This is a genomic window from Rhizobium sp. CNPSo 3670 (assembly GCF_057784555.1).
The window spans coordinates 1-22,596 of sequence record NZ_JBXSOL010000021.1 but is presented as its reverse complement, the minus strand read 5'-3'; the positions used below and the strand labels follow the sequence as shown (position 1 = coordinate 22,596).

Below are 22,596 nucleotides of genomic sequence, written 5' to 3'. Positions count from 1 at the left end.
TCCAACGAATGTTTCTAATGATTATCATCAGCTATCTTTATAGGTGAACCCATGTCCGCGCCTCTTGATCTCGACCAGTTGCAGACTTTCATCGCCATCGTCGATTCCGGCAGCTTCACCAAGGCCGCCGACAGGGTCTACAAGACCCAATCCGCCGTCTCCATGCAGATGCGCCGTCTCGAAGAGCGCATCGGCAAGCAGCTGTTCATCAAGGACGGCCGCGGTAACCGGCTGACGGTCGAGGGGGAAAAACTGCTCAATTACGCCCGCCGCATCATCCGCCTCAACAATGAGGCGATCGCCGCCTTCGACGACAACAGGCTGGAGGGGACGCTGCGCATCGGTACGCCGGATGATTATGCCGACCGCTATATGCCTGAAATCATCGGCCGCTTTGCCAAGACCCATCCGAACGTCGAGCTCTACATCGTCTGCGAGCCCTCGGTGGATCTCGCCGAGCGCATGCACAAGGGTGAGCTCGACATCGCGCTCGTCACCCACAATCCGCGCGAGCGCATGTCCGATGTGGTGAGAACCGAGCCGCTCTGCTGGGTCGGCTCGGCCAACCATCCGATCCGCGACGACGCGCCGGTGCCGCTTGCCGTCGGCCGCCGCGACTGCCAATGGCGCCAGCTCGCCTGCTCGGCTCTCGATGCCGTCGGCCGCGAGCACCAGATCCTGTTCACCAGCTGGTCCTGCACCGTCGTCGCCGCGGCGGTGCTGGCCGGCATGGCGGTCTCGGTCATGCCGGAATCGGCGCTGCGGACGGGCATGAAGGTGCTAAGCCAGGCCGACGGTTTCCCGGCGCTGCCGCCGGTGCAGATCGGCATCATGAAGCGGCCAGGCGTCTCGCTGTCGCTGATGAACGCGATTACGGCGCATATCACTGCCTGCCTCGACAACATCACGCCGGCTGTCGTCGACGACGGTCTGGACGCGGATGTCAAATCGGCTCAGGCGCGGCTTTACCCGCGGCCGAGGGCCGCCAACATGGTGCCGAGCTGGTAGAAAGGCTCAGGCGGCGCTGGCTGCAAAAAGGGAGGCGCGGATGACGCGCTTCCACTCGCCGAGCATGCGCCGCGCTATGGTCTCTTCGCTGACAGCGGCAAGCCGGACGACGGCGCCGATCAGGTGGCTGAAAAGGTAAGTGCGCGCGAACATTTCCTCGTCGCAAAGGTCGGGAGCCAACCTGCTTACGGCGTCATGAAAGATACCGGCGACGCGACCGCTATGCTCGATGTTCAGCCGAAGCAGATCCTGATCGGTTTCGGTTCCCATCCAGACGCCGCGATAGACGGGATCGTCGCGATAAGATTCGTAATACCAGTCGATGGTGGCGCAGACGCGATCGAGGGCCTGATCGAGTGACTGCACATCGCTGAACATCGCCGCCGTCTTCGCCTGGATCGCCGAAGCGTGCTGGTCGAACAGGGCTTTTACGATCGCCGCCTTCTCGGGAAAATACTGGTAAACCGAGCCGATCGGCACCTTGGCGGCGATCGCGAGTTCCGTCATCCGCATGGCGCTGACGCCCTTTTTGGCGATGATCTTGGCGGCGGCGGCGAGGATAAGATCCAGCCTCTGGATACTGCGCTCCTGCTTCGGCTGCCTGCGCAAGCCGATGCGATCCATGCTTTCCGCGCCCATGTCGTTCCCATTCTTATTGTTTCGCGGAGGAGCTATCTGCCACCACCGCATCGAGCGGATATGACATTGCAGGCCTTCATCAGCGGTAAATGGAAAAGTTCACATTTTAACGACCGGCAAAAGCCTGTGAAATCAAGCCCTCGCAGCATATCGCGCTAATTGACGGGGATTGAAAAGACTTCGAAAGGTTGTGTGAGAACAGGGATAAGCGGCGGACCTACCTTGGTACAGGCGCGCGTTCGGTCAGGTGCGATCGACGCAAGTCAGTCCATCGCCATCCACACAGCGAGCCAGACCCACAGGACAGCGAGCACAAGGTAGCCTGCCGCAAAAAGAGGACTGCGATAGCGCATTTCATTGCTGGTGACGTGAACGGCGGCGTGAGCATAACGCAGCGCGACGAAGATCCACGCAAGACTGACGGTGAAGATGTTGTCGGCCTGCGTGATATAAAGGAGAATGCTGCAGGCATAGAAGAGCACCGGCAGTTCGAACTGGTTGGCGAGAGCGTTCTTCACAACGAGGCTTTCGACCGGCTCGCCGCGATTTTCTCGGTAATCCGACCGAGCGACTTTTCCGGCTCGGACCATTTTCTTTCGCCTCAAGCCAAGAAGCCCGTAGAGACCATAGACCAGGGCCACATGGGCAAGGAGTGGCCAGAAGATTTCATAGCTGGTCATGATCGCCACTTCCTTTCCACTTTCGTATGTCATCGGCAGCATTAGCGGAAAGGATAAGCGGGTGCCAGCGGCTCGCCGCCGGCATCCGCAAACCCGATATCGTCTTCACACCTGGGCGCTGCCGCCATCGACGAAGAGTTCGGCACCGGTGACGAAGCTGGAATCCTCCGAAGCGAGGAAGAGTGCGGCAGCGGCAACTTCCTCGGCACGGCCGACCCTGCCCATTGGCACCTGGGCCGCCAGGACGTCAAGCAGGCCCTGCTGTTGCACTGGGTCCTTACCCGCCAATTCGACCAGTCCGGTCGTTTCCGTCGGGCCAGGGCTAAGCGTGTTGACCCGAATCCCGCGATCCTTCAAGTCGAGGATCCAGTTGCGCGCAAAACTGCGCAGAGCGGCTTTCGATGCAGCGTAAACGCTGAAGGCAGGTGTCCCGGTCGAGCCTGCTGTCGATCCTGTCAGGATGATCGATGATCCTGCCGAAAGCAGTGGCAAGGCCTTCTGCACCGTAAAGAGAACTCCCTTCACGTTCCGATCGAACGTGTCGTCATACTGCTCTTCGGTAATTTCGCCGAGGGGCAACATGGAGCCGCCACCCGCGTTGACGAAGAGCACGTCGACTTTCCCAGCTTCTGCCTTCACCCGTTCATAGAGGCGGTCGAGGTCGGATGGATTGGCTGAGTCAGCCTGAATTCCCACAACCCCGCCGCCGATCTCAGCGACTGCCGCATCGAGAACGTCCTTGCGACGGCCCGTGATGAAAACCCGTGCGCCCTCAGCGACGAAGCGCCTGGCCGTTGCAAGGCCAATGCCAGACGTGGCGCCGGTGATAACCGCAATCTTCGCATTCAATCGTTGGGTCATTTGTCGTCTCCTTTGGTTCGACTGAAGCTGAGATATGGACGGGGGCATTCTTTCGGAATAGAAAGAATTGAAAGCTATTGTTTCAGGAATGAAATGAACAAGTTTCCCGATTTCGAGGGTCTGGCGATGTTTGCGAAGGTCGCCGAAGAGCGTTCTTTCCTTCGGGCTGCACAGACGCTCGGCGTGTCAGTGCCGACCGTTTCGCGCGCCGTGAGCCGTCTTGAGCACAGGCTGGGGGCAAGGCTCTTTAACCGCACCTCTCGGCAGCTCGCGTTGACTGAATTCGGCCTGCGACTGGTCGACAGCGCCGCACGAATCTATGCGGAAGCCGAGATGGCAGAGGACACTGCCAGGGAGATTGCCACCCGGCCGAAGGGGCTCATCAGGCTTGCCGCACCGATGGCCTTCGGGACACGCTGGCTGGCGCCGGTCCTGCCTGAGTTTTTCGAGCTCTTTCCGGAGATTTCGATCGACCTGCACATGAGCGATGCCGTCGTCGATATCGTAGGAGAAGGCTTTGATGCGGCGCTCAGAATCGCGGTGCTGCCGGATTCGTCATTGGTCGCGCGCAGGCTGACGCCGGTGGATCGCTTCATTCTCGCTGCACCCGCATATCTCGATCGGTACGGCGTGCCGGAACATCCGAGCGAACTAGCGGCTCATCATTGCCTCGGATACTCCTACAGGGCGCGGCAGGATGTCTGGCGCCTGCGCAACAGTGAAGGTAAGGAGGAGGTCATCGTACCAAGTGGCTCTCTCAAGGCCACCAATTCGCAAGCTTTGGTGCCAATGGCGCTACGCGGCCTCGGGATCATCGAGCTACCCGAGTTTCTCGCACATGACTATCTCATAGACGGCCGGCTGAAGCCGATCCTTCCCGGCTGGACGCTGCCAACAGGCGCAGTGTATTTCGTCACACCTTCTGCTCGCAACCGGCCAGCGAAGGTCGAGGTCCTTTCCGATTTCATGATGGCGAGACTGTCAAATCCGGTTTGGCGGCGAAAGAGCTGATGCCGCTTCAGTCCTGGCCTGTCGACAGCCAACGGGCGACGGCAAGCCGGGCGGCGACGATGAAGCAGATAGCGAGGCTTGCGAATTTCAACCGCGTCATCCACGGCAGCACGTGCATTGCAGGACCTGCAGATGCGCCGTTGCCGAAAGCAATCAGGCTGGAAATGTTCTCGCCGTAGTCCGAGATGCCGTAGATGAAAGGCAGCAGATAGATCGCCTTGGCTATGAGCGGATGAAGTGACCGGCCGAACCACGAGCCGACGGGGCCGAGCCTCACGAAGACAAGGAACAGCAGCGTCGTGAGCAATGCCGGAAACATCAGCTCCGGCCCGAAATACATGGCGCTGAGCAATTTGGCCGCCGTCTCGTTTTCATCGAGCAGCTTCTGCATGTGGAAGACGGCCGATTCGTCGTAACCGGCGAAATAGGTGTCGAGTACCGCCTGCCCGGTTTCGTGCTTGAAAGGCACGACGAAGCCGAAGGTCGTCCAGGCGAGCACGGCAAGACAAAGGGCGGCGAGCAGCGCAACGATCCAGAGCGGAATTGCGCTGCCCGCCTTCATGATCAGAGGCCGGCGCCCGGATAGTTCGGGCTCTCGCGGGTGATCGTCACGTCATGGGCGTGGCTTTCGCGAAGGCCGGCGCCGGAGATGCGCACGAAGGTGGCGCGCTCTTGGAAATCCTTCAGGTCCTTGCCGCCGACATAACCCATGGCGGCCTTGAGACCGCCGGCGAGCTGGTGGACGACGGCCGAGACCGGTCCCTTGTAGGGCACCTGACCCTCGATGCCCTCCGGGACGAGCTTCAGCGTGTCGCGCACCTCAGCCTGGAAATAGCGGTCAGCCGAGCCACGGGCCATGGCGCCGACGGAGCCCATGCCGCGATAGGCCTTGAAGGAACGGCCCTGGTAAAGATAGACCTCGCCCGGGCTCTCATCGGTGCCGGCGAGCAGCGAGCCGATCATGACGGCGGAGGCGCCGGCGGCGATTGCCTTGGCAAGGTCTCCGGAGAATTTGATGCCGCCATCGGCGATAACGGGCACATCCTGATCCTGGGCGGCCTGGACGGCCGACATAATGGCGGCGAGTTGGGGAACGCCGACGCCGGCGACAATGCGCGTCGTGCAGATCGAACCCGGGCCGATGCCAACCTTGACGGCGTCCGCACCGGCATCGATCAGCGCCCTGGTGCCGTCATAGGTTGCGACGTTGCCGGCCATGATCCTGACCGAGTTGGAAAGCTTCTTGACGCGGGTCACGGCATCGAGGACGCGCTGCGAATGGCCATGGGCGGTATCGACGACCAGGAGGTCGACGCCGGCCTCGATCAGCCGTTCGGCGCGCTCCAAGCCGTCGTCGCCGACGCTGATGGCGGCGGCGGCGCGAAGCCGGCCCTGCGCATCCTTGGAGGCGTTCGGGTTCAGCTGCGACTTCTCGATATCCTTGACGGTGATGAGGCCGACGCAGCGGCCTTCGGCGTCGACGACCAGCAGCTTCTCGATGCGATGCGAATGCAGCAGGCGCTTGGCCTCCTGCTGATCGACGCTCTCCTTGACGGTGACCAGATTGTCCTTGGTCATCAGTTCATGGATCTTCTGCTCCGGATCCGAGGCGAAGCGGACGTCGCGGTTGGTGAGGATGCCGACGAGGCGGCCGGACTTCTCGACGACCGGGATGCCGGAGATGCCATGCGATTTCATCAGGGAGAGCGCTTCGGCAAGCTTCGCTTCCGGGCCGATGGTGACGGGGTTGACCACCATGCCGCTTTCGAACTTCTTCACCTGGCGGACCTCTTCGGCCTGCTCGATCGGCGTCAGGTTGCGGTGGATGACGCCGAGGCCGCCCGCCTGGGCCATGGCAATCGCCAGCCGGCTTTCGGTGACGGTATCCATGGCTGAAGAGAGGATCGGGATGTTGAGATCGAAGTCGCGGGCGATGCGGGTGGCGATGTTCGTCTGGCCGGGCATGACCTCGGAGTGCCCCGGCTGCAGCAGCACGTCGTCGAAGGTAAGCGCGTCCGCGCCGGTTGCCGTTTCAATGATGCGTGCCATGGCCAAATTCCTTCGTTTAAGAAAATGCAACCGGCCCCGGAAACGAATCGTCCGCCCCGGCGGTGTGCATGAGTTGCTTGGAAGTTGGCGAGGGCTGGTAACACGTCTATGACAGGAAGGAAATAGCAAAAAGCCCGGTACATCGGCCGGGCTCGTCATGGGTGCCATGCACGGAGAGCAATTCCCAGCTAAATCGCGAAGCAGGTTTGCCGGAAATCGCGCCAAACAAGGGGATCGAGCGGTTCCTCCTTCGGTGAAAGCTGAACCGCCCTGGATCAAATGTCGAACTGATAGGTCTTCGGCACGAAACGATAGCCGCCATCCTGCTTCTCGGCGAAACCGACCGCCGGGAAAGGCATGTGGTAACCGAGGAAGGCGATCTTCTCGGTGGCGATCATGTCGAAAACCTTGCGGCGGCTGGCTGCCGCTTGTGCCTTGTCCATATCGAAGCGCACTTCCCAATCCGGGCGCAGCAGCGACAGAATATAATGGTTGGCCGTATCGCCGGTCAGCACCAGGCGTTTACCCTCGGATTCAACATGGAACACCATGTGGCCCGGGCTGTGACCGGCTGCCAGCATCGCTGTCATGCCGGGCGCAACGCTGTCACCGTCTTTGATGAAGGTGGCTTTTTCGACGAGCGGCGTCACGTTGGCGAGCACGGCTTTGTGGCCGCCTTCGGCGGGCGTACCTTCGCGTGATTTGTTCGACCAAAAGTCATATTCCGCCTGGCCGATGACATAGCGGGCATTCTTGAAGGCAGCTGCGGCATTTTCCGTCAGGCCGCCGATATGATCGCCGTGCAGATGGGTGAGCGCCACGACGGTGACGTCGTCGGCTGAATATCCTGCGGCTTTCAAGCCTTCGGCAAGGCGGCCGGCGCCGCGCACCCGCCCGGCTGCACCGAAGCCGGTATCGACAAGAATGACATCCGAGCCGGTATCGATGAGGGCAGGCGAATATCCGTTGAGAAATTTATCTGCCGGCAGGAAGTTTGCGGTCAGCAATGCCTTGACCGTTTCGGGGTCCTGATTGGTGCCGAAGGTTTCATGGGGCTTTTCGGAGATGTTGATGCCGTCGCGCACGACGGTAACCTTGTAGGAACCAAGCTTGAATTGATCGATTTCGGGCAAAGGCGCTGCATCCATAGTGCTGCTTTCTCCAGTCACGGCCGCTTCGGCCTTCTCTCTTAAAATCATCGGCGCCGCCAAGAGTCCGAGGCTTGCGACAAAAAGCGTGCGCCGCTTTATATGCGTTGAGATTGCCATATCCACTCCCCTTTGATGCGCAGTGTGCCGCCGCGCTGCCCCGACGATGTGTCTGCCCGGATTTTCTGTCCGGAACATCTGCCAATCTTGATAGGGAAGGTTTTCGTGCAAGCCATCTCACGCAGACGTGAACCAAACGTGCGATCGAAGCAGATTGAAGGATTGGCAGGCCCTGGAACTGGGTCTACACAGCAAGTGCCTTTCCTGCTCCGATCCGCAGCCTATCAAGGCTCCCGCCTATGAACCGCATCGTCCCGCTGATCCTTGCCTTCGCTCTCTTCATGGAGCAGATGGACTCCACCGTGATTTCGACCGCGCTCCCGGCAATCGCCAGGGATCTCAATGTCGGGGCGATCACGCTGAAGCTGGCGCTGACCTCCTACATGGTGGCGCTGGCGGTGTTCATCCCGGTCAGCGGCTGGATGGCCGACAGGTTCGGCGCCAAGAAGATCTTCCGCCTTGCCATCTCGGTCTTCGTCATTGGCTCGATCTTCTGCGCCGTCTCCTCCAATCTCGTCGAATTCGTTTTCGCCCGGTTCCTGCAGGGCATGGGCGGCGCGATGATGACGCCGGTCGGCCGTCTCGTCCTGGTGCGCACCACGCAGCGCAGCGACCTTGTCTCCGCCATGGCGCTGCTCACCATTCCCGCCCTTGTCGGCCCGCTCACCGGCCCGCCGCTCGGCGGCTTCATCACCACCTATTTCAGCTGGCACTGGATCTTCCTGATCAACGTGCCGGTCGGCATCGCCGGTATATGGCTTGCGACGATCTTCCTGCCGGAGGTGGAAGCAATGGCGCCGCCGAAGCTCGATTTCACGGGCTTCGTGCTGACCTCGCTTTCAGCCGCGGGCGTCGTCTTCGGCCTGTCGGTGGTCAGCCTGCCGGCCCTGCCGCCGATCATCGGCATCAGCGCGACCTTGGTCGGCCTTGGCTGCGGCGTCCTCTACATCAGCCATGCGAAGCGCCACCCGGCGCCGATCCTCAACCTCAATCTGTTCAAAAATCCGACGTTCCGGGCTTCGACCATGGGCGGCAATCTCTTTCGAATCTGCGTCGGCGCCATGCCGTTCCTGACACCGCTGATGCTGCAGCTCGGCTTCGGGCTGACGCCGTTCCAATCCGGTCTCATCACCTTTGCCGGAGCGATCGGGGCGATCACCACAAAGTTCATGGCCAAGCGCGTTTTCGCCGCCACCGGCTTTCGCACGACGCTGATCGGCGCCGCCATGGTGACGACGCTCGTGACTATCGTCACCGGCCTCTTCACGCCGGCAACGCCGCATCTCGTCATTATCGGCGTGCTGCTTCTCGGCGGCTTCTCCCGCTCCTTCATGTTCACCGGCGTCAATGCGCTTGCCTTCGCCGATATCAACGATGCCGAAGCCAGCCAGGCGACATCGATGAGCTCCGTCATGCAGCAGGTCAGCTTGGCGCTCGGCGTCGCGGTGGCGGCCGCAATATTGGAGACCTCGATCTATGTCAGGGGCGAGGCGCTTGATGTGGCCGATTTCCACCTGGCTTTCTATATCATTGCCGGACTGACGGTGATTGCGACCATTCCCTTCATCCGCATGGATCGCAATGCAGGCGCGCTCGTTTCCGGCCACCGCTCGAGACGCGTGGCGGCATCTGCGATCGAGGCCGAGCAGCAAGCAGTGAAATGAGCTTCCTATTCAGGGCTCTCGCAGACGGCAGAGAGTTTGTTGCCGTCGAGATCGCGGACATAGGCGGCGTAGAAATGGGCATGGTAGGAGCGCAGACCCGGCCCGCCTTCATCAGCGGCGCCTGCCGCAATAGCCGCCGCATGGAAGGCATCGACGGCTGCCCGCGTTTCGGCTGTGAATGCGACCATGGCGCCATTGCCTGATGTGGCCCGCCGGCGATTGAAGGGCGTCACCACCCAGAAGCGGCAGCGCGTATCGCCCGCGGCGGAATAGCCGATTTCCTCCTGCGAAAAATGCTGGCGACGATAGCCGAGCACCGACAGAACGGCATCGTAAAAATGCCCGGCGCGGTCGAGGTCGTTGGTTCCGAGGGTGACGTAAAGAAGCATGGGATCATCATCGGTCGGGATCGCCCCGAGATCAAGCTTGCTCTGCGTCAGCTTCCGCCTTTCGGCCTTTGAAGCCCTTGGCGAGCAGGAACATCTCGACAGATTCGGCGCGTGACGAGTTCGGCTTGACATGGACGACCTGGCGGAAGTTCTGCTTCAGCATGGCAAGCAGATCACGCTCGGTACCGCCCTGGAAGGTCTTGGTGAGGAAATGCCCGCCTTCCCCAAGCACCTCGATGGCGAAATGGGCCGCGACTTCGCACAAATGCATGGTGCGCAGGTGATCGGTGCGATGGTGGCCAGTGGTCGGCGCAGCCATATCGGAAATGACGAGATCGGGCGTGCCGCCGACAGCCTCCATCAGCTTTTCCGGCGCACTGGGGTCGAGGAAATCGAGCTGCAGGATCTTGACGCCGGGAAGCTGGGCCATTTCGAGGAAATCGATCGCGGCCACACGCACGTCCTCATCCGTCGAACCGGTGACTTTGGCGGCGATCTGCGACCAGCTGCCGGGAGCCGCCCCCAGGTCGATGATTCGCCTGGCGCCGCGCAGGATGTGGTATTTCTCGTCGATCTCGAGGAGCTTGAAGGCGGCGCGGGCGCGATAGCCTTCGAGCTGGGCGCGCTGCACATAGGGATCGTTGATGTGGCGCTGCAGCCATTGGCGGGAGGATGCCTTCATCTTCTTGTTCTTGACGCGCTGACCGAGCTTGCGGCCGGTGCGGTTTCCCGCGATCGGTGCCTTTGTCATGCCCTTCCCCTTATTTCGCCCGCTGGCCCCGGCGGTTGCGGTTTCGCCGCCACACGCCGTCGTCGGCCATCATGTCGGTGAGCAGGCCTTCCCTCAAGCCGCGATCGGCAACGCGCATGCGCGGGCTCGGCCAGCGGCGGCGGATCGCCTCGAGGATGGCGCAACCAGCCAGCACGAGATCGGCCCGGTCCGGCCCGATGCAGGGATTGGCGGCGCGGCTTTCGAAATCCCACGAGAGGAGCTTTGCCTGCATGGCGGAAACCTCGTCATCCGAGAGCCAGATGCCATCGACCTTGCGCCGGTCGTAACGCGGCAGGTCGAGATGGACGCCCGCAAGCGTCGTCACCGTGCCCGACGTGCCGATGAGGTGAAAATCGCCGGTCTCAGCGATCTCGATCTCCGGGCAATCGAAGCATCCGAGCATGGCCTCGACCTCGCGCACCATGCCTTCGAATAGTTCCGGCGTGACGTCGCGCCCGCCGTGACGTTCCGACAGCGTCACAACGCCGACCGGCAGCGAGGTCCAGTGGGTGATGTGATTGGCGAGCCGGCTGAAGCGACTATCGCCGATACGGATGACGGCGATCTCCGATGAGCCGCCGCCAATATCGAAGAGGACGACGGAACGGGTCTCGCGGCCGACAAGCGAGGAGCAGCCGGAGACCGCAAGCCGCGCCTCGGTTTCCCGGTCGATGATCTCAAGCTCGAGGCCGGTTTCGGCAACGACGCGTCCGAGGAATTCCGCACCATTGACCGCCTGACGGCAGGCTTCGGTGGCGATCAGCCGCATGCGGCGGATCTCCCGGTTCCTGAGCTTGCCGGCGCAGATCCTCAGCGCCTCGATCGCCCTTTCCATCGCCTCGTCAGAGAGACGGCCGCTGGCGGCAAGACCCTCGCCGAGACGTACGATGCGGGAAAAGGCATCGACGACGCGGAACTGACCCGGCCGGGTCGGCTGGGCAATGAGCAGGCGGCAATTATTGGTGCCGAGATCGAGCGCGGCATAGAGTTCTTCCGGCCATGCGTGCTCGCCAGCCTGGCGATCCCCCTGGTGACCGTTGCTCTCCTGGCGACCTTTGCGGCCGGCGGCCGCGCCGTTCTGCATCTCGCGCAGGATGGCACTGCGCGCCGTCTCTTCGACGCGGATTTCCTGCAGCGTGACATGGGAAGGCTTTGCCGACGACAGCGGCCGGCCCTGCAGCCCGCGCTTGCCGCGATGCTTGCGGCGGTTGCGCCGGCTCGATGCCTGTTCGCCATCGGACCGGGCGGCACTGGCTGCCGCGCCTGTCTGTTCGATCGCCTGGGCTTGAAGCGAACCGTCCTGCGAAACACCTTGACCGCCGCGACGGCGGCGCTTTCGCTTGCGAGCCGGATGTCCGGCCGCATCGTCCATGGGGCGCGCCGGCTGCCCGGCACTGCCGGAGAGCTCATGCGGAGCGGCTTGAGCTGCGCTGCGGGTTTGCCCGCCGCGCTTGCCCTTGCGACGCCTGGACTTCTTGCCGTCCCTGCGCCCTGCCGCCGTCGCCCCGTCAAATTGCGGCTTCGCGCCGCCTTCGGGGTCTTCCACGTTGTTTTTCCACCGCGCCGCGCAAGTCCTTGAGATATGCAGCAGGCGCTCATTCGATTTTTGCGTTGCCGCAAGAATATCAGCGCCCGCCAAAATCACCAAATTCTTTTTTGACAGAGGACTTTGCCGAAGAGTTTCAGCCCCGGCAGGTACGACCGATTTTTTTCAAAACAGGTATTTGCAATCGCCGGGCTTTTGTTTATAAGCGCCGCACATCAGCCGAACCGCCCGCCGGTTCGCTTGCTGGGGAATAGTTCAATGGTAGAACAGCGGACTCTGACTCCGTCGATCTTGGTTCGAATCCAGGTTCCCCAGCCAATTATTCTTAAAAACTCAGATCAGTTCGGTTCTGTCGACGAAATTTGACAGAGGGATTTTTGCTGCGGCTATTCAAAGAGAATGATGCTTGCCGGCGTCGGCGGCATCGGTTTGACCGTGACGCCGGCGAGGCCGGCCAGTTTTGCCATCTCGGTCAGCTCGCTTTGGCTATAGGCCTGGCCCGCCGGCGTGCTGGCGAGCATCTCCCAGGAGAAGGCCGCTGGAAAAGGCGGCGATACGCCATCTTCGTTCGGCACGAAATCGACCGCGACGATCCGGCCACCCTTTGCAAGGCTCGCGGTGATCTTTCGCAGCAGCTCAGCACATGTCGGCAAATCGAAATGATGCAGAAAATTCGGGAGCAGGACGAGATCATAATCCGTGCCCCAGTCAACGTCGAAGGCGCTGCCGGCGATCGTCCGGTAGCGGTCCGCCACGCCTGATTTTTCCGCATTCTGCCTCGACAGCTCCAAGACGGCGCCCCAGTCGACGGCGACAATCTCCGCCGATGCAAAGGCCCTGGCAATTTCGATCCCGAAGAGGCCCGGACCTGCCGCGATGTCCAAGACCTTTTTGGGAGATCTCGGCCAGCCGGAGATTTCGTCAGCCAGTATTTTGGCGCTGAGGCCGGTGAAAGAGCCCATGCCGCGGGCAAACTTCAACCAGACGGGATTATCCGGCGACATATTCGCAAGGCCGGGCGAACCGCCGTTTCGCACGACGGCGGCCGGATCGCGCAGAAAATTATCCAGTACTTCGGGTGCAGCGGTAAACTCGACGGCAGAGCCCATAAAGGCCGGCGAATTGCGATCGAGGAACATTCTGGTCGAGGGCGTCATTTGGTACTGTCCGCCGTCCTTGGTCAGGAAGCCGTGGACCACGAGATAGTTGCAGAGGATGCGCACCCCTCGCTCCGAGGCGCTTGTTGCCGACGCCAGCCCTGCCGCCGTTTTGCCCTCGCCGATGTGAGTAAAGAGATCAAGCTCGATGGCCGCCCTGATCGCTGCCGTCTTTCGGCATGCAAACAGGGCATCGACCACGAGTTCGGGCGACACGACGCCAGCGCCGGCGTCCTCGACGATTGTTTCCATGGAATCCCCCAGAGCCTCGTCCGATCGTGCCTGGCAGCGCGCCAGCCGCAGAATTATGCTTAGATCCGCATATTCTACAATACTCCCCGCGCTAACCCCATCGGGTTCCCCGCCATGATCACCAGGTTGTGCTGCCGATCCGTTTGCTGGGGAATAGTCCAATGGTAGACATCGGACTCTGCCTCCGTGGATCTTGGTTCGAATCCATGTTCCCCATGACCTTGCCCCCTGATGTGATTTGCCGGGATATGGGTGCCGCAATGGGAGAACGTCTTCACGCCCCTGCTAGCTGAGTAAATCTTCGCCACTGCGCATCTTTGCTATATAGGTTTCTGACCATCTCGTTCCCAGCACGAGCGATACGGCGAAGCTTGTCTTCATCCCCTAGAATGTTGCGGATTGATGCGGCGGCGGATCTCGCGTCCTCGTATGTCACGATGCTGTTTTCGCTTGTCATGCCTTCGGGGTAGTTGCCGACATCGGAAACCATAAGCGCTCCGCAGCCCAGCGCCTCCCAGCAACGCATGTTGCCGCGATCTGACCCAGCCATATCAACAGCTCCGTTGAGCACTATCTTTGACTTGGAGATAGCGTCATACAGGTCCTGTCCGAAGATCGGCGGCCGACTGACCGCTCTGATGCCCTTTGGACGTCGGTGCTCCCTCAGCGGCACGAGCCAGCCGATGGGGCTTTCGGCGAGACGCGTAAGACGCGAGCGATCCAGATGATAGGCAATCCGAAAATCGTTGCGGAGCTCAGAGACCGCCTCCAGGATTTCCGCGCGCTTGCGATGATGGCGACTATAACCGCCGACGAAAAGAACATCGATGGGTCGACCATCGTTCGCAGCGTATGCGTCCATTGCAGGGTCGTGGCCCGGTGCAAAATATTCCGCCTTCCACCCACGGCTTCTGTAGCTCTCTAGAATCGTAGGGAAATTACAAACGAGAAGGTCGTACGCACCAAAATCAATATCGCCAGATGGCGCAGCTCGCCACGCGATCGATTTCTTCACCGATCCCGGCAAGTTCTTGAGAAACTCGTTACCGTAGCGCATTGGATCCAAATTGTAAAAAATCTCAGTCCTATGGTGCTCTACCTGGCTTAAGAGAATCTGCTCTAGCGTCGTTGACGCTGGCATCCCCTGTTCCTGGGCCCAAAATCGCTGCGTGAGCTGATCATCGCCAGTTGTGAAGAATGCGTCGCGGTCACCATCCATTACGGGCTTCAGCAGGTGGCAAGCTCCGAAAGAATCCGACAGGAAAATTTGCCGCCTTTCAGAAAAAGAGCTTGCCGATGACGCAAGTTTATTGAGTCTTCGCATGTAAGCGGGGTATAGGCCAAAATTCTGAAATACGCGCATCATATGACCATTTGGTGGCTCGCAGTTGGAAGTCGCGTATTACTAAAATCGAGCGCTGGCGACAATGATAGTTCTAGTTTGACGGCAAAGGGCGGCAGAGTGCTGGCAAAATTTATCCTAAAAGTCCGTGAGAGGGTGCTCGCAAGCCTTGCGACGTCCGCCGCTAGGCATGACGCCTCCATAGCGATTTCCACGAAACTCAGCTCGGAAGGCCGGGTCTTCAATATTCGCAACGACAAGGCCGCGATCCTGGTCGGCGAGAACGGCATCATCCGTGGGGAGTTGCTGACTTTCGGCTTTGGCGGACGAATTGAGGTGGGGAATTGGTTTTATCTGGGCCCACTTTCAACGATATGGTCGGCCAGCGAAATCACCATTGGCGATCGGGTTCTGATATCACATTCAGTTGCGATCCATGACAGCGACAGCCACCCGACCGACCCTCATCTGCGCTTCGGACAGACGAAGCAAATCCTCACTTCGGGCCACCCCCGAGAAAATCCGGGCGTAAAGACGAAGCCGGTACGCATCGGAAATGATGTGTGGATTGGCATGGGCGCCATCATAATGAAGGGCGTGACAATTGGCGATCGCGCGATTATTGGTGCGCGATCAGTTGTCAGAACCGATGTCCCCGCGGATGGCTTTGTGCCCTCCCCGATCAGCGAGCCGAATGGATGAAGACCCGCCTCCGCCGAAAATTCCGAAATTTCATGTTTCAGACGCGCCGGCTGGTCGGGTTAGAAAAATTGCTGGTATTGCAAGGGGAGAGTCGCGCCCACCAGATCGTGCTGCAGGGAACGCTGGACACGTTGGCCGACGCCGAGTTCTCCGTGTTTTCGCAATGGGGAGAGGACGGGATTATTTCATGGCTGGTCGACACCATCCAGCCAGCTGCAACGACATTCGTCGAGTTCGGCGTTGAGGACTACCGAGAGAGCAATACTCGGTTCCTGCTCATGTCGCGCTATTGGTCGGGGCTCATCATTGACGGCTCGGAAACCAACATTGCCTCCGTCCGCTCTGATGATATCGCTTATAAGTATGACCTTCAGACCAAAACGGCATTTATCGACCGTGACAATATCGCAGAGTTGATCTCGTCGGCAGGATATGAAGGTGACCTCGGAATTCTAAGTGTCGATATCGACGGCGTTGATTATTGGGTGCTGGAAACAATCCCTCAGAGGGCAGCGATCATTATCGTCGAATACAACCATGCCTTTGGCGAGGCGCCCCTCAGTGTCCCATACGATCCATCGTTCGTGAGGTTGAACAAGCATTATTCTGGGATGTATTGGGGCGCCTCCCTGGCAGCATTCAGGCATCTTTTGGAAGGCCGGGATTATGAATTCGTCGGCACCAACAGGGCTGGAACGAACGCTTTCTTTATAGATAATCGCTACTCCCACAGGCTCGAAAACATGCTGTCACGGCGTCACGAATGGCCATGCCGCATGCGAGAGGTTCGCAATCAGGACGGTAGCCTCGCCTTCAAAACATACAGCGAGGCTAAAGCTTTACTGAACAGGCTCCCCGTCGTGAACGTGGCGACGGGTGAAACTGTCACTCTGTAGTGGTGACCTGCTCCGTTCCCCACACCTGCCCGGATCTCATCCAGGCTACCGGCGATGATGGCTAAATTTGATGTAAGATCCGCTTCAATGTCTCGACGTCGCGCCTGCTCGATTTCCATTGACCTTGTGCCGTCGAAATAATCCACTTTGAAGTAAGCTCGTAAGCTCTGCCCATTGAGAGGACTAGGGAATGAGCGCAATCGTTTCGCAGACGAACAGATCATCGGCATTTTGAAGAAGCACGCAGGTCTCGGAGCTTTCGTAAGCATCCGGTGATTACCGCACCTGGCGCTAGTGGTGTGCAGGTTCAGCGGTCTGACTGAAGTGCCGCGACAGCTCTTGCAGCCTTGTCGCAACGCTCAGCAAGTCCTGGGTATGAAAGCCCCATATGCTCGGTTGCGATCTTAAAGAGATACTGCCTGATGGCATCAACTGAGGCGGTTTGATTGGCCATCATACCGGAGACGGTATCGGCATAGGCATCATATTCGTCCTGCGCTTCAGGAATGTCCGACACCCCGATGGGATCCCACTCGGTAAGCAATATTTTCTGAATGATAGTTCGGTTGGCTTTGCGAGCCATCGCTGATCCTATGCCGCAACGGCTGCTGTTTGCGTCGGTGTCCAGTTCCACGGCAGCAATCGCTCCAGCCTGCTGAGCTGCGTGTCCGCAATGTTGGCGAGAACGTCGGCAAGCCAAGCCTGCGGGTCTATGTCGTTCAGCTTGGCGGTCATGATGAGCGTCGCCATGAAGGCGGCATGATCAGCACCGCGATCCGAGCCGGCGAAGAGCCATGACTTCCTTCCGAGAGCAAAGTCTCTCAGTGCGCGCTCGGCAGCATTGTTCGTCAGGCAAATCCTGCCGTCATCGAGGAACGACGTGAAGCCATCCCAGCGCTTCAGCATGTAGTCGATTGCCTCGGCGACGGGAGAACTGCGCGACAGCTTCGCCCGCTCGCTTTGGAGCCAATCACGCGGTTCTCCGACGAGTGGCTGGCTGTCCCTTCGGCGGTGCTCCAAACGCTGGTCGGCCGCAAGTCCGTTGATTTCACGTTCGATGTCGAACAAGGCATCGATCCGTTTGACGGCCTCCAATGCCGTCGGTGAGATCGGCGCGGCTTTGCTCCACGTTTGGCGTTCGTGGTGATATCGGCCAGCACGAAGAACTTGCGGCGCGAATGTGCCCAGCACAGTGCCTGCGTCAGAGGCGCGGGATCGCGATCAACTTTGAACAGCGGATTGTAGCCGCCATAGGCATCCGCCTTCAGAATGCCGGCAAAGGTCTTCAGATGGCGCTCGGGATGCTCCTGACGCCGGTCTCGCGAGGCATAGTAGAGAGCGGCGGGCGGTGACTGTCCGCCGAACGGCCGATCGTCCCGAACGTAAGTCCAGATGCGGCCGCTATCGGTCTTTCCCTTCGCTAGGATCGGCACGGTCGTGTCATCGCCATGCAGTCGCTCGGCCGCCAGGACATGGGCCTCGATCAGCGAATGAATTGGCTTGAGGGCTGCAGCACACGAGCCGACCTGGTCGGCCAGCGTCGACAAGCTAAGGTCGATACCCTCTCGGGCATAGCGTTCGCTTTGGCGATTGAGCGGCTGATGCTGGGCGAACTTCTCGAACAGGATCATTGCCAGAAGGTTCGGACCGGCAAGGCCGCGGGGTGTCACATGGAAGGGTGCCGGCGGCTGCGTGATCTTCTCGCACTCACGGCAGGAGAACTTCTCCCGAACGGTCTGAATGACCTTCCACTGACGCGGGATGGCCTCCGAGGTCTCGGTGACATCCTCGCCGAGCTTCGACAGCTTGGCCGATCCACAGCAGGGGCAACTGGCTGGGGCGGCAATAACGACACGGTCGCGCGGCAGGTGTTCAGGAAAGGGCTTGCGTGATGGACGCTTGCGCTCGAAGGCCCTGACGGTCGAGCCTTTGGCAATCATCTCCGCCGCAAGCTCGTCTTCGCCTGCGTCAGCTTCGAGTTCTTCGAGTTGCAGTTCCATCTGTTCGAGAAGCCGCGCCTTGCGCTCAGAGCGGCTGCCGTAAAGCTCCCGACGGACCTTCTCGATCTCCAGCTTCAACCGTGCAATCAGCGCCTCGGAATGTGACACGAGCGCCTTTGCGCTGGCAGCTTCCGCCTTGGCCGTCGCCGCTTCCACCTCGGCAGCAACACGCCGCGCACGCTCTTCGGCCAGCAGCGTCAGCGCACTCGCAAGGTCGTCCGGTAGCTGTTCGGCGGGGTTGTTCATGGCGAGATGGAATCGTATTCGCTCCCGCCATTCCAGTGTTTTTGCTCATCCGGCCGAGGTTGGTCGCCAGGTCTTTTGCGGCATCCGCCAGTCGATACCTTCCAGCAAATAACCGAGCTGCGCAGGCGTGATAATAACGGTACCATCGGCCGCTGACGGCCATATGAAGCGTCCTCGTTCCAGCTTCTTCGTAAACAGGCAAGCTCCCTGGCCATCATGCCAGATGACCTTGATCAGACCGCCACCACGCCCGCGGAATACGAATAGATGTCCACACATCGGATCGCGCTTCAGTGTCTCTTGCACCATCAGAGACAGGCCGGGAAAGCCTTTGCGCATGTCCGTATGGCCGGTCGCTAGCCAGACCTTCACACCAGCAGGAACAGGGATCATCGCCGTCCCAGGACACAATCGAGAATGCGGCCGAGCGCGTCCGTGTCGATATCACTGTCCACCCGGATGCGACGACCACGGCCCAGCTCAATCATCACATCACTGCGCTTCCGGCGAGGATGCGATGAGGCCGCCGCTTCCGAAGCAGCGGGCTGGGCTGTTGGGACGGCCTCCGACACGATCACGGGCACCAATGTGTTCGCCGCCTCGGTCCTCGGTTCCTCAAATTTGCAAAGCTCCTTGCGCCACCGAAAGAGCTGGCTCACATGAATACCGGCCGACCGCGCGATCTCCGAGAGAACAGCATCTGGCTCAAGGCATGCTGCCACAAGCCGCTCCTTGTCCTCTCGAGACCAGCGCCGCCGGCGCCCCACAGACGTGATGACTTCAATTGGATGCTTGGTCATAGGACTACTCCTAGTGTTTGCACTAGGACTTCCGATGTTCGCATCAACCTCGCAAGGCGACCCTCACCGGACGCTTACGAGCTTTCCGCCAGCACGGTGTCAGCGATGCCAGCATTTATGTAAGCGGCAAACAGACCCCATCTGGCACTGTTGATGCTGGGCAGAGTATTTCCACTTCCAATGTCTCGGTGATGTCCTCGCCCAGCTTTGCCAGCTTGGCCGAGCCGCAGCATCGGCAGCTTGTTGGCGGGGCAATGACGACACGTTCGCGCGGCAGGTGCTCGGGAACCTGCTTACGCGATGGACGCTTGCGCTCGAAGGCTCGGACCCGTCGAGGATCGTGCCGCCAGTTCAGCGGCCAATTCGTCCTGGCTGGCGTCCGCCGTAACCGGTGTTTGGCTCCCACGTTGGCTTGGCCGCCTTGCTCTGTAACCGGCTTCCAACCTGAAGCGAATTAAGCCTGCTGCTCAACATCGGGTAACCTTGTAAGACAAAAGACGGGCATGGGCGTTGCTATCGCGGCGTTGCCCGATATCCTGCTATGAGCAGGCGACAACATTAGATTCCAGATGTCCAGAAGAACGCAATTTAGAGGGATTTGTCACGACATCATCGAAACATTCGTTAGCCGGTACAATGATCTCGATGGTTATTGGGCTTTGGGCCAATACGTCGCGTTTCTCGACCGCGTCGGCAAACGTCAAATACTGTTGATGTTAGGGGACACAACTGTGGAGCCTGAAGGTCCTGGCGTTGCCATCGCTGCGAAGTATTATCGAGGCGCAGTTTTTCGAATGATGGAGGCGAATGCGATGCCGCACGCGTGGTTTGCGGACGGGACCATAAAGGTTTCGATTGTCGCCCCATCAAAAGCGACTTGCGAAATTAAAATCGTTTCTGATCTCGGCAGGGTTTACCGGAGCGAACGCAACATAACTGTTCGGCCGCACGACCCCGTCATTGAGCGGCGAAGAACAGCGAGATTTGGCCCTTCAAACCAAAAAGGGCGCTAATTTTGAGCTATCTTGCTCACCCAATTCCACGGCAATAGTTCCTCGATCTGGCTTTGCTTGTGGCCCTTCACAATGCTGGTGAGAGTGTCGATCAGATAGGTCAGTGGATCGATGGCGTTGAGTTTGCAGGTTCCTATCAGCGACGCGATGGCAGCCCAGTTCTCCGCTCCGGCGTCGTGTCCGGCGAAGAGAGCGTTCTTGCGATTGAGGGCAATTGGCCTGATGGTTCGTTCGACGGAATTGTTATCGATCTCGACGCGACCGTCGATCAGGTAGGCGCAGAGCCCATCCCAGTATTTAGCGACATAGGCGAGCGCTTCGCCGAGGGGCGACTTGCCAGCGACGCGGGCACGATGATGCGTGAGCCAAGTCCGTATGTCGGCGATCAACGGCGCTGACCGTGCTTGCCTCCCAGCGAGGCGACCGTCGGCGTCGAGACCGCGCACTTCTGCTTCGATGCGATAGAGTTCGCCGATCCGCTTCACCCCTTCCTCGGCAATCGGCGCTTTGCCGGTACGGGTGATCTCGACCAGCTTGCGCCGAGCATGTGCCCAACAATAGGCTAGCTGGATGTCAGGACCGACACGATCCGGCGCAATTAGCCGATTATATCCGGCGTAGCCGTCGACCTGAAGCACGCCCGAAACCCTTGCAATATCCGTTCGGCATGCTGCCCGCCACGCCCTGGAGCGTAGGTAAAGGCTACGCCGGGTGGAGCACCTCCGCCCCACGGTCGGTCATCGCGGGCCAGCGCCCAGAAGTACCCGGTCTTGGTCTTGCGCGAACCGGGATCGAGCACCGGTGCACGGGTCTCGTCCATGAACAGCTTGGTGGACCGCTTTAGGTCGGCGATGAGAGCGTCGAAGACCGGGCGAAGCTCGAATGCCGCCCGGCCGACCCAGTCGGCGAGCGTGGAGCGGTCGAGATCAACGCCCTGGCGGCTCATGATCTGGGCCTGTCGGTAAAGCGGCAGGTGATCGGCATATTTGGAGACCAGCACATGCGCGATGGTCGCCTCCGTCGGCAATCCGGCGTGGATCAGTCTGGCGGGTGCGGGAGCCTGGACAACGCCGTCAGTGCGGGCACGGCAGGCATATTTGGGACGACGCGTGACGACAACGCGGAATTGCGCTGGGATGACATCCAGCCGCTCGGAGACGTCCTCGCCGATGCAATGCAGGCCGCCGCCGCAGGTGCAGATCAAGCTTTCTGGTTCGATAATTTCCTCGACACGAGGAAGATGAGCGGGCAGAGAGCCGCGATTGGTGGCACGGGGTTTAGGCTGCGGCTTCCCAGAGGGGCTATCGGCCTCGTCCTCAACGTGGATGGCCGCGATGGCCGCTTCCAGGTCCTCCAATGCGAGATCGAATTGTTCAGGATCGGCCTTCTCGGATTTGCGGCCGAAGGCTGCTTGCTTGAAAGCGGCGACCAGCTTCTCCAGTCGCTCGATCCGGTCATCCTTGCGGACTTCACGTGCTTGCGCCGCGACCAGCATCGCCTTCAGGGTAGCAATATCGTCGGGAAGATCGGTGACATCCAACATGCTCGAAGTCTATCAAACCTCGTCACGCTCTGCGGGAAGAATCCACCGCCCGAGTCATCGTGCCGCATCTATTCGATGGCATCCGGCGGTCTTGCCTCTACGGACCGGACTCGCCGCCAGTCGAGGCCAGCAAACAACGCCTCGAATTGTGCATGGCCCAAGCTCATCAGGCCGTCCTTGATGCCCGGCCAGGTGAAGGTGTGCTCTTCCAGCCGCTTGTAGGCCATCACCAGGCCGCTGCCATCCCAGTAGATCAGCTTCAATCGGTCTGCTTTCCGAGACCGGAAGACAAAGACGGTTCCAGTAAAAGGGTCTTTATGCAGCTCGTTCTTAACCAGCGCCGCTAGACCATCATGGCCCTTGCGGAAGTCGACAGGCTTGGTGGCCACCATGATCCGAACCCGGTTCGACGGAAAGATCATGCTGGGACCGCGCAGGCACGAGCGACAGCGGCGATGCGGACGGCAGATGCGCCTTCTTCCAGACGGATAATGACGGACCCGACGATGATCTCGGGGCGACTGACTTTCTTGATCGGCGGTTCCGGGACGCGTGGATCAACAATCATCGCTGCGAATTCGACCGTATCCTCCGGAGCAGGCAGAACTAGCTTGCCCTGCCGCGCCATGGTTCGCCAAGTCGACAGATGGTTCGGCTTTAAGCCGTAGCGCTCGGCGACTTCACTCACTATCGCACCTGGTCGAAGGCTCTCCGAAACGATTTGCGCCTTCACCTCATCTGGCCATTGCCGATGCACC

23 protein-coding genes, 2 tRNA genes and 3 pseudogenes are annotated in these 22,596 nt (G+C 60.1%); 8 read left to right on the top strand and 20 right to left on the bottom strand.

From position 1 onward, the window contains the following. Positions 1 to 51 precede the first annotated feature (51 nt). Positions 52 to 1,008: a LysR substrate-binding domain-containing protein gene (locus AC13QO_RS20970; RefSeq protein WP_488541699.1), complete on the top strand. Its 957-nt coding sequence runs from the start codon at positions 52 to 54 to the stop codon at positions 1,006 to 1,008. Between the two features lie 6 nt (positions 1,009 to 1,014). Here AC13QO_RS20970 and AC13QO_RS20965 read toward each other — a convergent pair whose 3' ends face one another. The 3 genes from AC13QO_RS20965 to AC13QO_RS20955 form a co-directional block, all read right to left on the bottom strand. Then, positions 1,015 to 1,647 (bottom strand): TetR family transcriptional regulator, encoded by a 633-nt coding sequence (locus AC13QO_RS20965; protein WP_488541698.1) that lies wholly within the window; start codon positions 1,645 to 1,647, stop codon positions 1,015 to 1,017. A gap of 263 nt (positions 1,648 to 1,910) precedes the next feature. Continuing rightward, a complete protein-coding gene (locus AC13QO_RS20960; RefSeq protein ID WP_488541697.1) occupies positions 1,911 to 2,327 on the bottom strand; it encodes an MAPEG family protein in 417 nt (138 codons plus the stop codon). A 105-nt stretch (positions 2,328 to 2,432) separates the two neighbouring features. Next, positions 2,433 to 3,188 carry an SDR family NAD(P)-dependent oxidoreductase gene (locus AC13QO_RS20955; RefSeq protein WP_488541696.1) on the bottom strand — a complete coding sequence of 252 codons (756 nt, stop codon included), beginning with the start codon at positions 3,186 to 3,188 and terminating at the stop codon, positions 2,433 to 2,435. A 93-nt stretch (positions 3,189 to 3,281) separates the two neighbouring features. On the opposite strand from AC13QO_RS20955, the gene AC13QO_RS20950 reads away from it, so the two are divergent. After that, entirely contained in the window at positions 3,282 to 4,199 is a 918-nt protein-coding gene (locus tag AC13QO_RS20950) for a LysR family transcriptional regulator (protein WP_488541695.1), read from the top strand. A 7-nt stretch (positions 4,200 to 4,206) separates the two neighbouring features. On the opposite strand, the gene AC13QO_RS20945 is transcribed toward AC13QO_RS20950, so the two are convergent. From AC13QO_RS20945 to AC13QO_RS20935, 3 genes are all read right to left on the bottom strand, one after another. Further along, positions 4,207 to 4,761: a hypothetical protein gene (locus AC13QO_RS20945; protein ID WP_488541694.1), complete on the bottom strand. Its 555-nt coding sequence runs from the start codon at positions 4,759 to 4,761 to the stop codon at positions 4,207 to 4,209. Positions 4,762 to 4,763: 2 nt separating this feature from the next. Then, entirely contained in the window at positions 4,764 to 6,248 is a 1,485-nt protein-coding gene (gene guaB, locus AC13QO_RS20940) for an IMP dehydrogenase (RefSeq protein ID WP_488541693.1), read from the bottom strand. A gap of 275 nt (positions 6,249 to 6,523) precedes the next feature. Beyond that, on the bottom strand, positions 6,524 to 7,516 hold the full coding sequence (locus AC13QO_RS20935) for an MBL fold metallo-hydrolase (protein WP_221126948.1): 993 nt from the start codon (positions 7,514 to 7,516) through the stop codon (positions 6,524 to 6,526). 239 nt (positions 7,517 to 7,755) lie between these two features. Here AC13QO_RS20935 and AC13QO_RS20930 point away from each other — a divergent pair, with 239 nt between their 5' ends. Next, positions 7,756 to 9,180, top strand: a complete 1,425-nt coding sequence (locus tag AC13QO_RS20930; RefSeq protein WP_488541692.1) for an MFS transporter — start codon at positions 7,756 to 7,758, stop codon at positions 9,178 to 9,180. A gap of 5 nt (positions 9,181 to 9,185) precedes the next feature. Here AC13QO_RS20930 and AC13QO_RS20925 read toward each other — a convergent pair whose 3' ends face one another. The 3 genes from AC13QO_RS20925 to AC13QO_RS20915 are packed head-to-tail and all read right to left on the bottom strand — an operon-like array spanning position 9,186 to position 11,887. Further along, entirely contained in the window at positions 9,186 to 9,569 is a 384-nt protein-coding gene (locus AC13QO_RS20925; RefSeq protein ID WP_488541691.1) for a VOC family protein, read from the bottom strand. Between the two features lie 31 nt (positions 9,570 to 9,600). Then, a complete protein-coding gene (locus AC13QO_RS20920) occupies positions 9,601 to 10,320 on the bottom strand; it encodes an RlmE family RNA methyltransferase (RefSeq protein WP_064800779.1) in 720 nt (239 codons plus the stop codon). Positions 10,321 to 10,330: 10 nt separating this feature from the next. Beyond that, positions 10,331 to 11,887 carry a Ppx/GppA phosphatase family protein gene (locus AC13QO_RS20915; RefSeq protein ID WP_488541690.1) on the bottom strand — a complete coding sequence of 519 codons (1,557 nt, stop codon included), beginning with the start codon at positions 11,885 to 11,887 and terminating at the stop codon, positions 10,331 to 10,333. A 244-nt stretch (positions 11,888 to 12,131) separates the two neighbouring features. Between AC13QO_RS20915 and AC13QO_RS20910 the strand changes: the two genes are divergently transcribed. Beyond that, positions 12,132 to 12,205, top strand: a tRNA-Gln gene (locus tag AC13QO_RS20910). Between the two features lie 68 nt (positions 12,206 to 12,273). Here AC13QO_RS20910 and AC13QO_RS20905 read toward each other — a convergent pair. Then, complete coding sequence (locus tag AC13QO_RS20905; protein ID WP_488541689.1) at positions 12,274 to 13,296, bottom strand: class I SAM-dependent methyltransferase; 1,023 nt, start codon at positions 13,294 to 13,296, stop codon at positions 12,274 to 12,276. A gap of 147 nt (positions 13,297 to 13,443) precedes the next feature. On the opposite strand from AC13QO_RS20905, the gene AC13QO_RS20900 reads away from it, so the two are divergent. After that, a tRNA-Gln gene (locus AC13QO_RS20900) sits at positions 13,444 to 13,513 on the top strand. A 57-nt stretch (positions 13,514 to 13,570) separates the two neighbouring features. Here the strand turns inward: AC13QO_RS20900 and AC13QO_RS20895 are convergent. Then, complete coding sequence (locus AC13QO_RS20895; protein ID WP_488541688.1) at positions 13,571 to 14,515, bottom strand: glycosyltransferase family protein; 945 nt, start codon at positions 14,513 to 14,515, stop codon at positions 13,571 to 13,573. Positions 14,516 to 15,187: 672 nt separating this feature from the next. On the opposite strand from AC13QO_RS20895, the pseudogene AC13QO_RS20890 reads away from it, so the two are divergent. Together AC13QO_RS20890 and AC13QO_RS20885 are read left to right on the top strand one after the other, a co-directional pair. Next, a pseudogene (locus tag AC13QO_RS20890) lies at positions 15,188 to 15,292 on the top strand (DapH/DapD/GlmU-related protein); the annotation flags it as partial. An 80-nt stretch (positions 15,293 to 15,372) separates the two neighbouring features. Further along, entirely contained in the window at positions 15,373 to 16,236 is an 864-nt protein-coding gene (locus AC13QO_RS20885; RefSeq protein WP_488541687.1) for a hypothetical protein, read from the top strand. Between the two features lie 307 nt (positions 16,237 to 16,543). Here AC13QO_RS20885 and AC13QO_RS20880 read toward each other — a convergent pair whose 3' ends face one another. The 5 genes and pseudogenes from AC13QO_RS20880 to AC13QO_RS20860 form a co-directional block, all read right to left on the bottom strand. Then, positions 16,544 to 16,819: a hypothetical protein gene (locus AC13QO_RS20880; RefSeq protein WP_488541686.1), complete on the bottom strand. Its 276-nt coding sequence runs from the start codon at positions 16,817 to 16,819 to the stop codon at positions 16,544 to 16,546. An 8-nt stretch (positions 16,820 to 16,827) separates the two neighbouring features. Continuing rightward, positions 16,828 to 18,482, bottom strand: a protein-coding gene (tnpC, locus tag AC13QO_RS20875) for an IS66 family transposase (RefSeq protein WP_488541685.1) whose coding sequence is annotated in 2 segments (ribosomal slippage) — positions 16,828 to 17,360 and positions 17,360 to 18,482 — 1,656 coding nt in all. Because the reading frame shifts where the segments join, the coding sequence is not laid out codon by codon here. A 45-nt stretch (positions 18,483 to 18,527) separates the two neighbouring features. Next, complete coding sequence (gene tnpB / locus AC13QO_RS20870; RefSeq protein WP_221123262.1) at positions 18,528 to 18,875, bottom strand: IS66 family insertion sequence element accessory protein TnpB; 348 nt, start codon at positions 18,873 to 18,875, stop codon at positions 18,528 to 18,530. Then, positions 18,872 to 19,282: an IS66-like element accessory protein TnpA gene (gene tnpA / locus AC13QO_RS20865; RefSeq protein WP_488541684.1), complete on the bottom strand. Its 411-nt coding sequence runs from the start codon at positions 19,280 to 19,282 to the stop codon at positions 18,872 to 18,874. Before tnpA ends, tnpB (AC13QO_RS20870) begins: the two co-directional genes overlap by 4 nt. Positions 19,283 to 19,454: 172 nt before the next feature. Beyond that, positions 19,455 to 19,665, bottom strand: a pseudogene (locus tag AC13QO_RS20860) (IS66 family transposase); the annotation flags it as partial. Positions 19,666 to 19,851: 186 nt separating this feature from the next. On the opposite strand from AC13QO_RS20860, the gene AC13QO_RS20855 reads away from it, so the two are divergent. Then, positions 19,852 to 20,295 carry a hypothetical protein gene (locus tag AC13QO_RS20855; RefSeq protein ID WP_488541683.1) on the top strand — a complete coding sequence of 148 codons (444 nt, stop codon included), beginning with the start codon at positions 19,852 to 19,854 and terminating at the stop codon, positions 20,293 to 20,295. Here AC13QO_RS20855 and AC13QO_RS20850 read toward each other — a convergent pair. The 4 genes and pseudogenes from AC13QO_RS20850 to AC13QO_RS20835 form a co-directional block, all read right to left on the bottom strand. Next, entirely contained in the window at positions 20,292 to 20,387 is a 96-nt protein-coding gene (locus AC13QO_RS20850; protein WP_488541733.1) for a hypothetical protein, read from the bottom strand. The genes AC13QO_RS20855 and AC13QO_RS20850 overlap by 4 nt on opposite strands. 42 nt (positions 20,388 to 20,429) lie before the next feature. Beyond that, positions 20,430 to 21,790 (bottom strand): annotated as a pseudogene (gene tnpC / locus AC13QO_RS20845) (IS66 family transposase); the annotation flags it as partial. Positions 21,791 to 21,906: 116 nt separating this feature from the next. Next, entirely contained in the window at positions 21,907 to 22,260 is a 354-nt protein-coding gene (gene tnpB / locus AC13QO_RS20840; RefSeq protein WP_488541682.1) for an IS66 family insertion sequence element accessory protein TnpB, read from the bottom strand. Continuing rightward, a partial coding sequence (locus AC13QO_RS20835; protein WP_488541681.1) for a transposase occupies positions 22,257 to 22,596 on the bottom strand: 340 nt, incomplete at its 5' end. The genes tnpB (AC13QO_RS20840) and AC13QO_RS20835, both read right to left, overlap by 4 nt.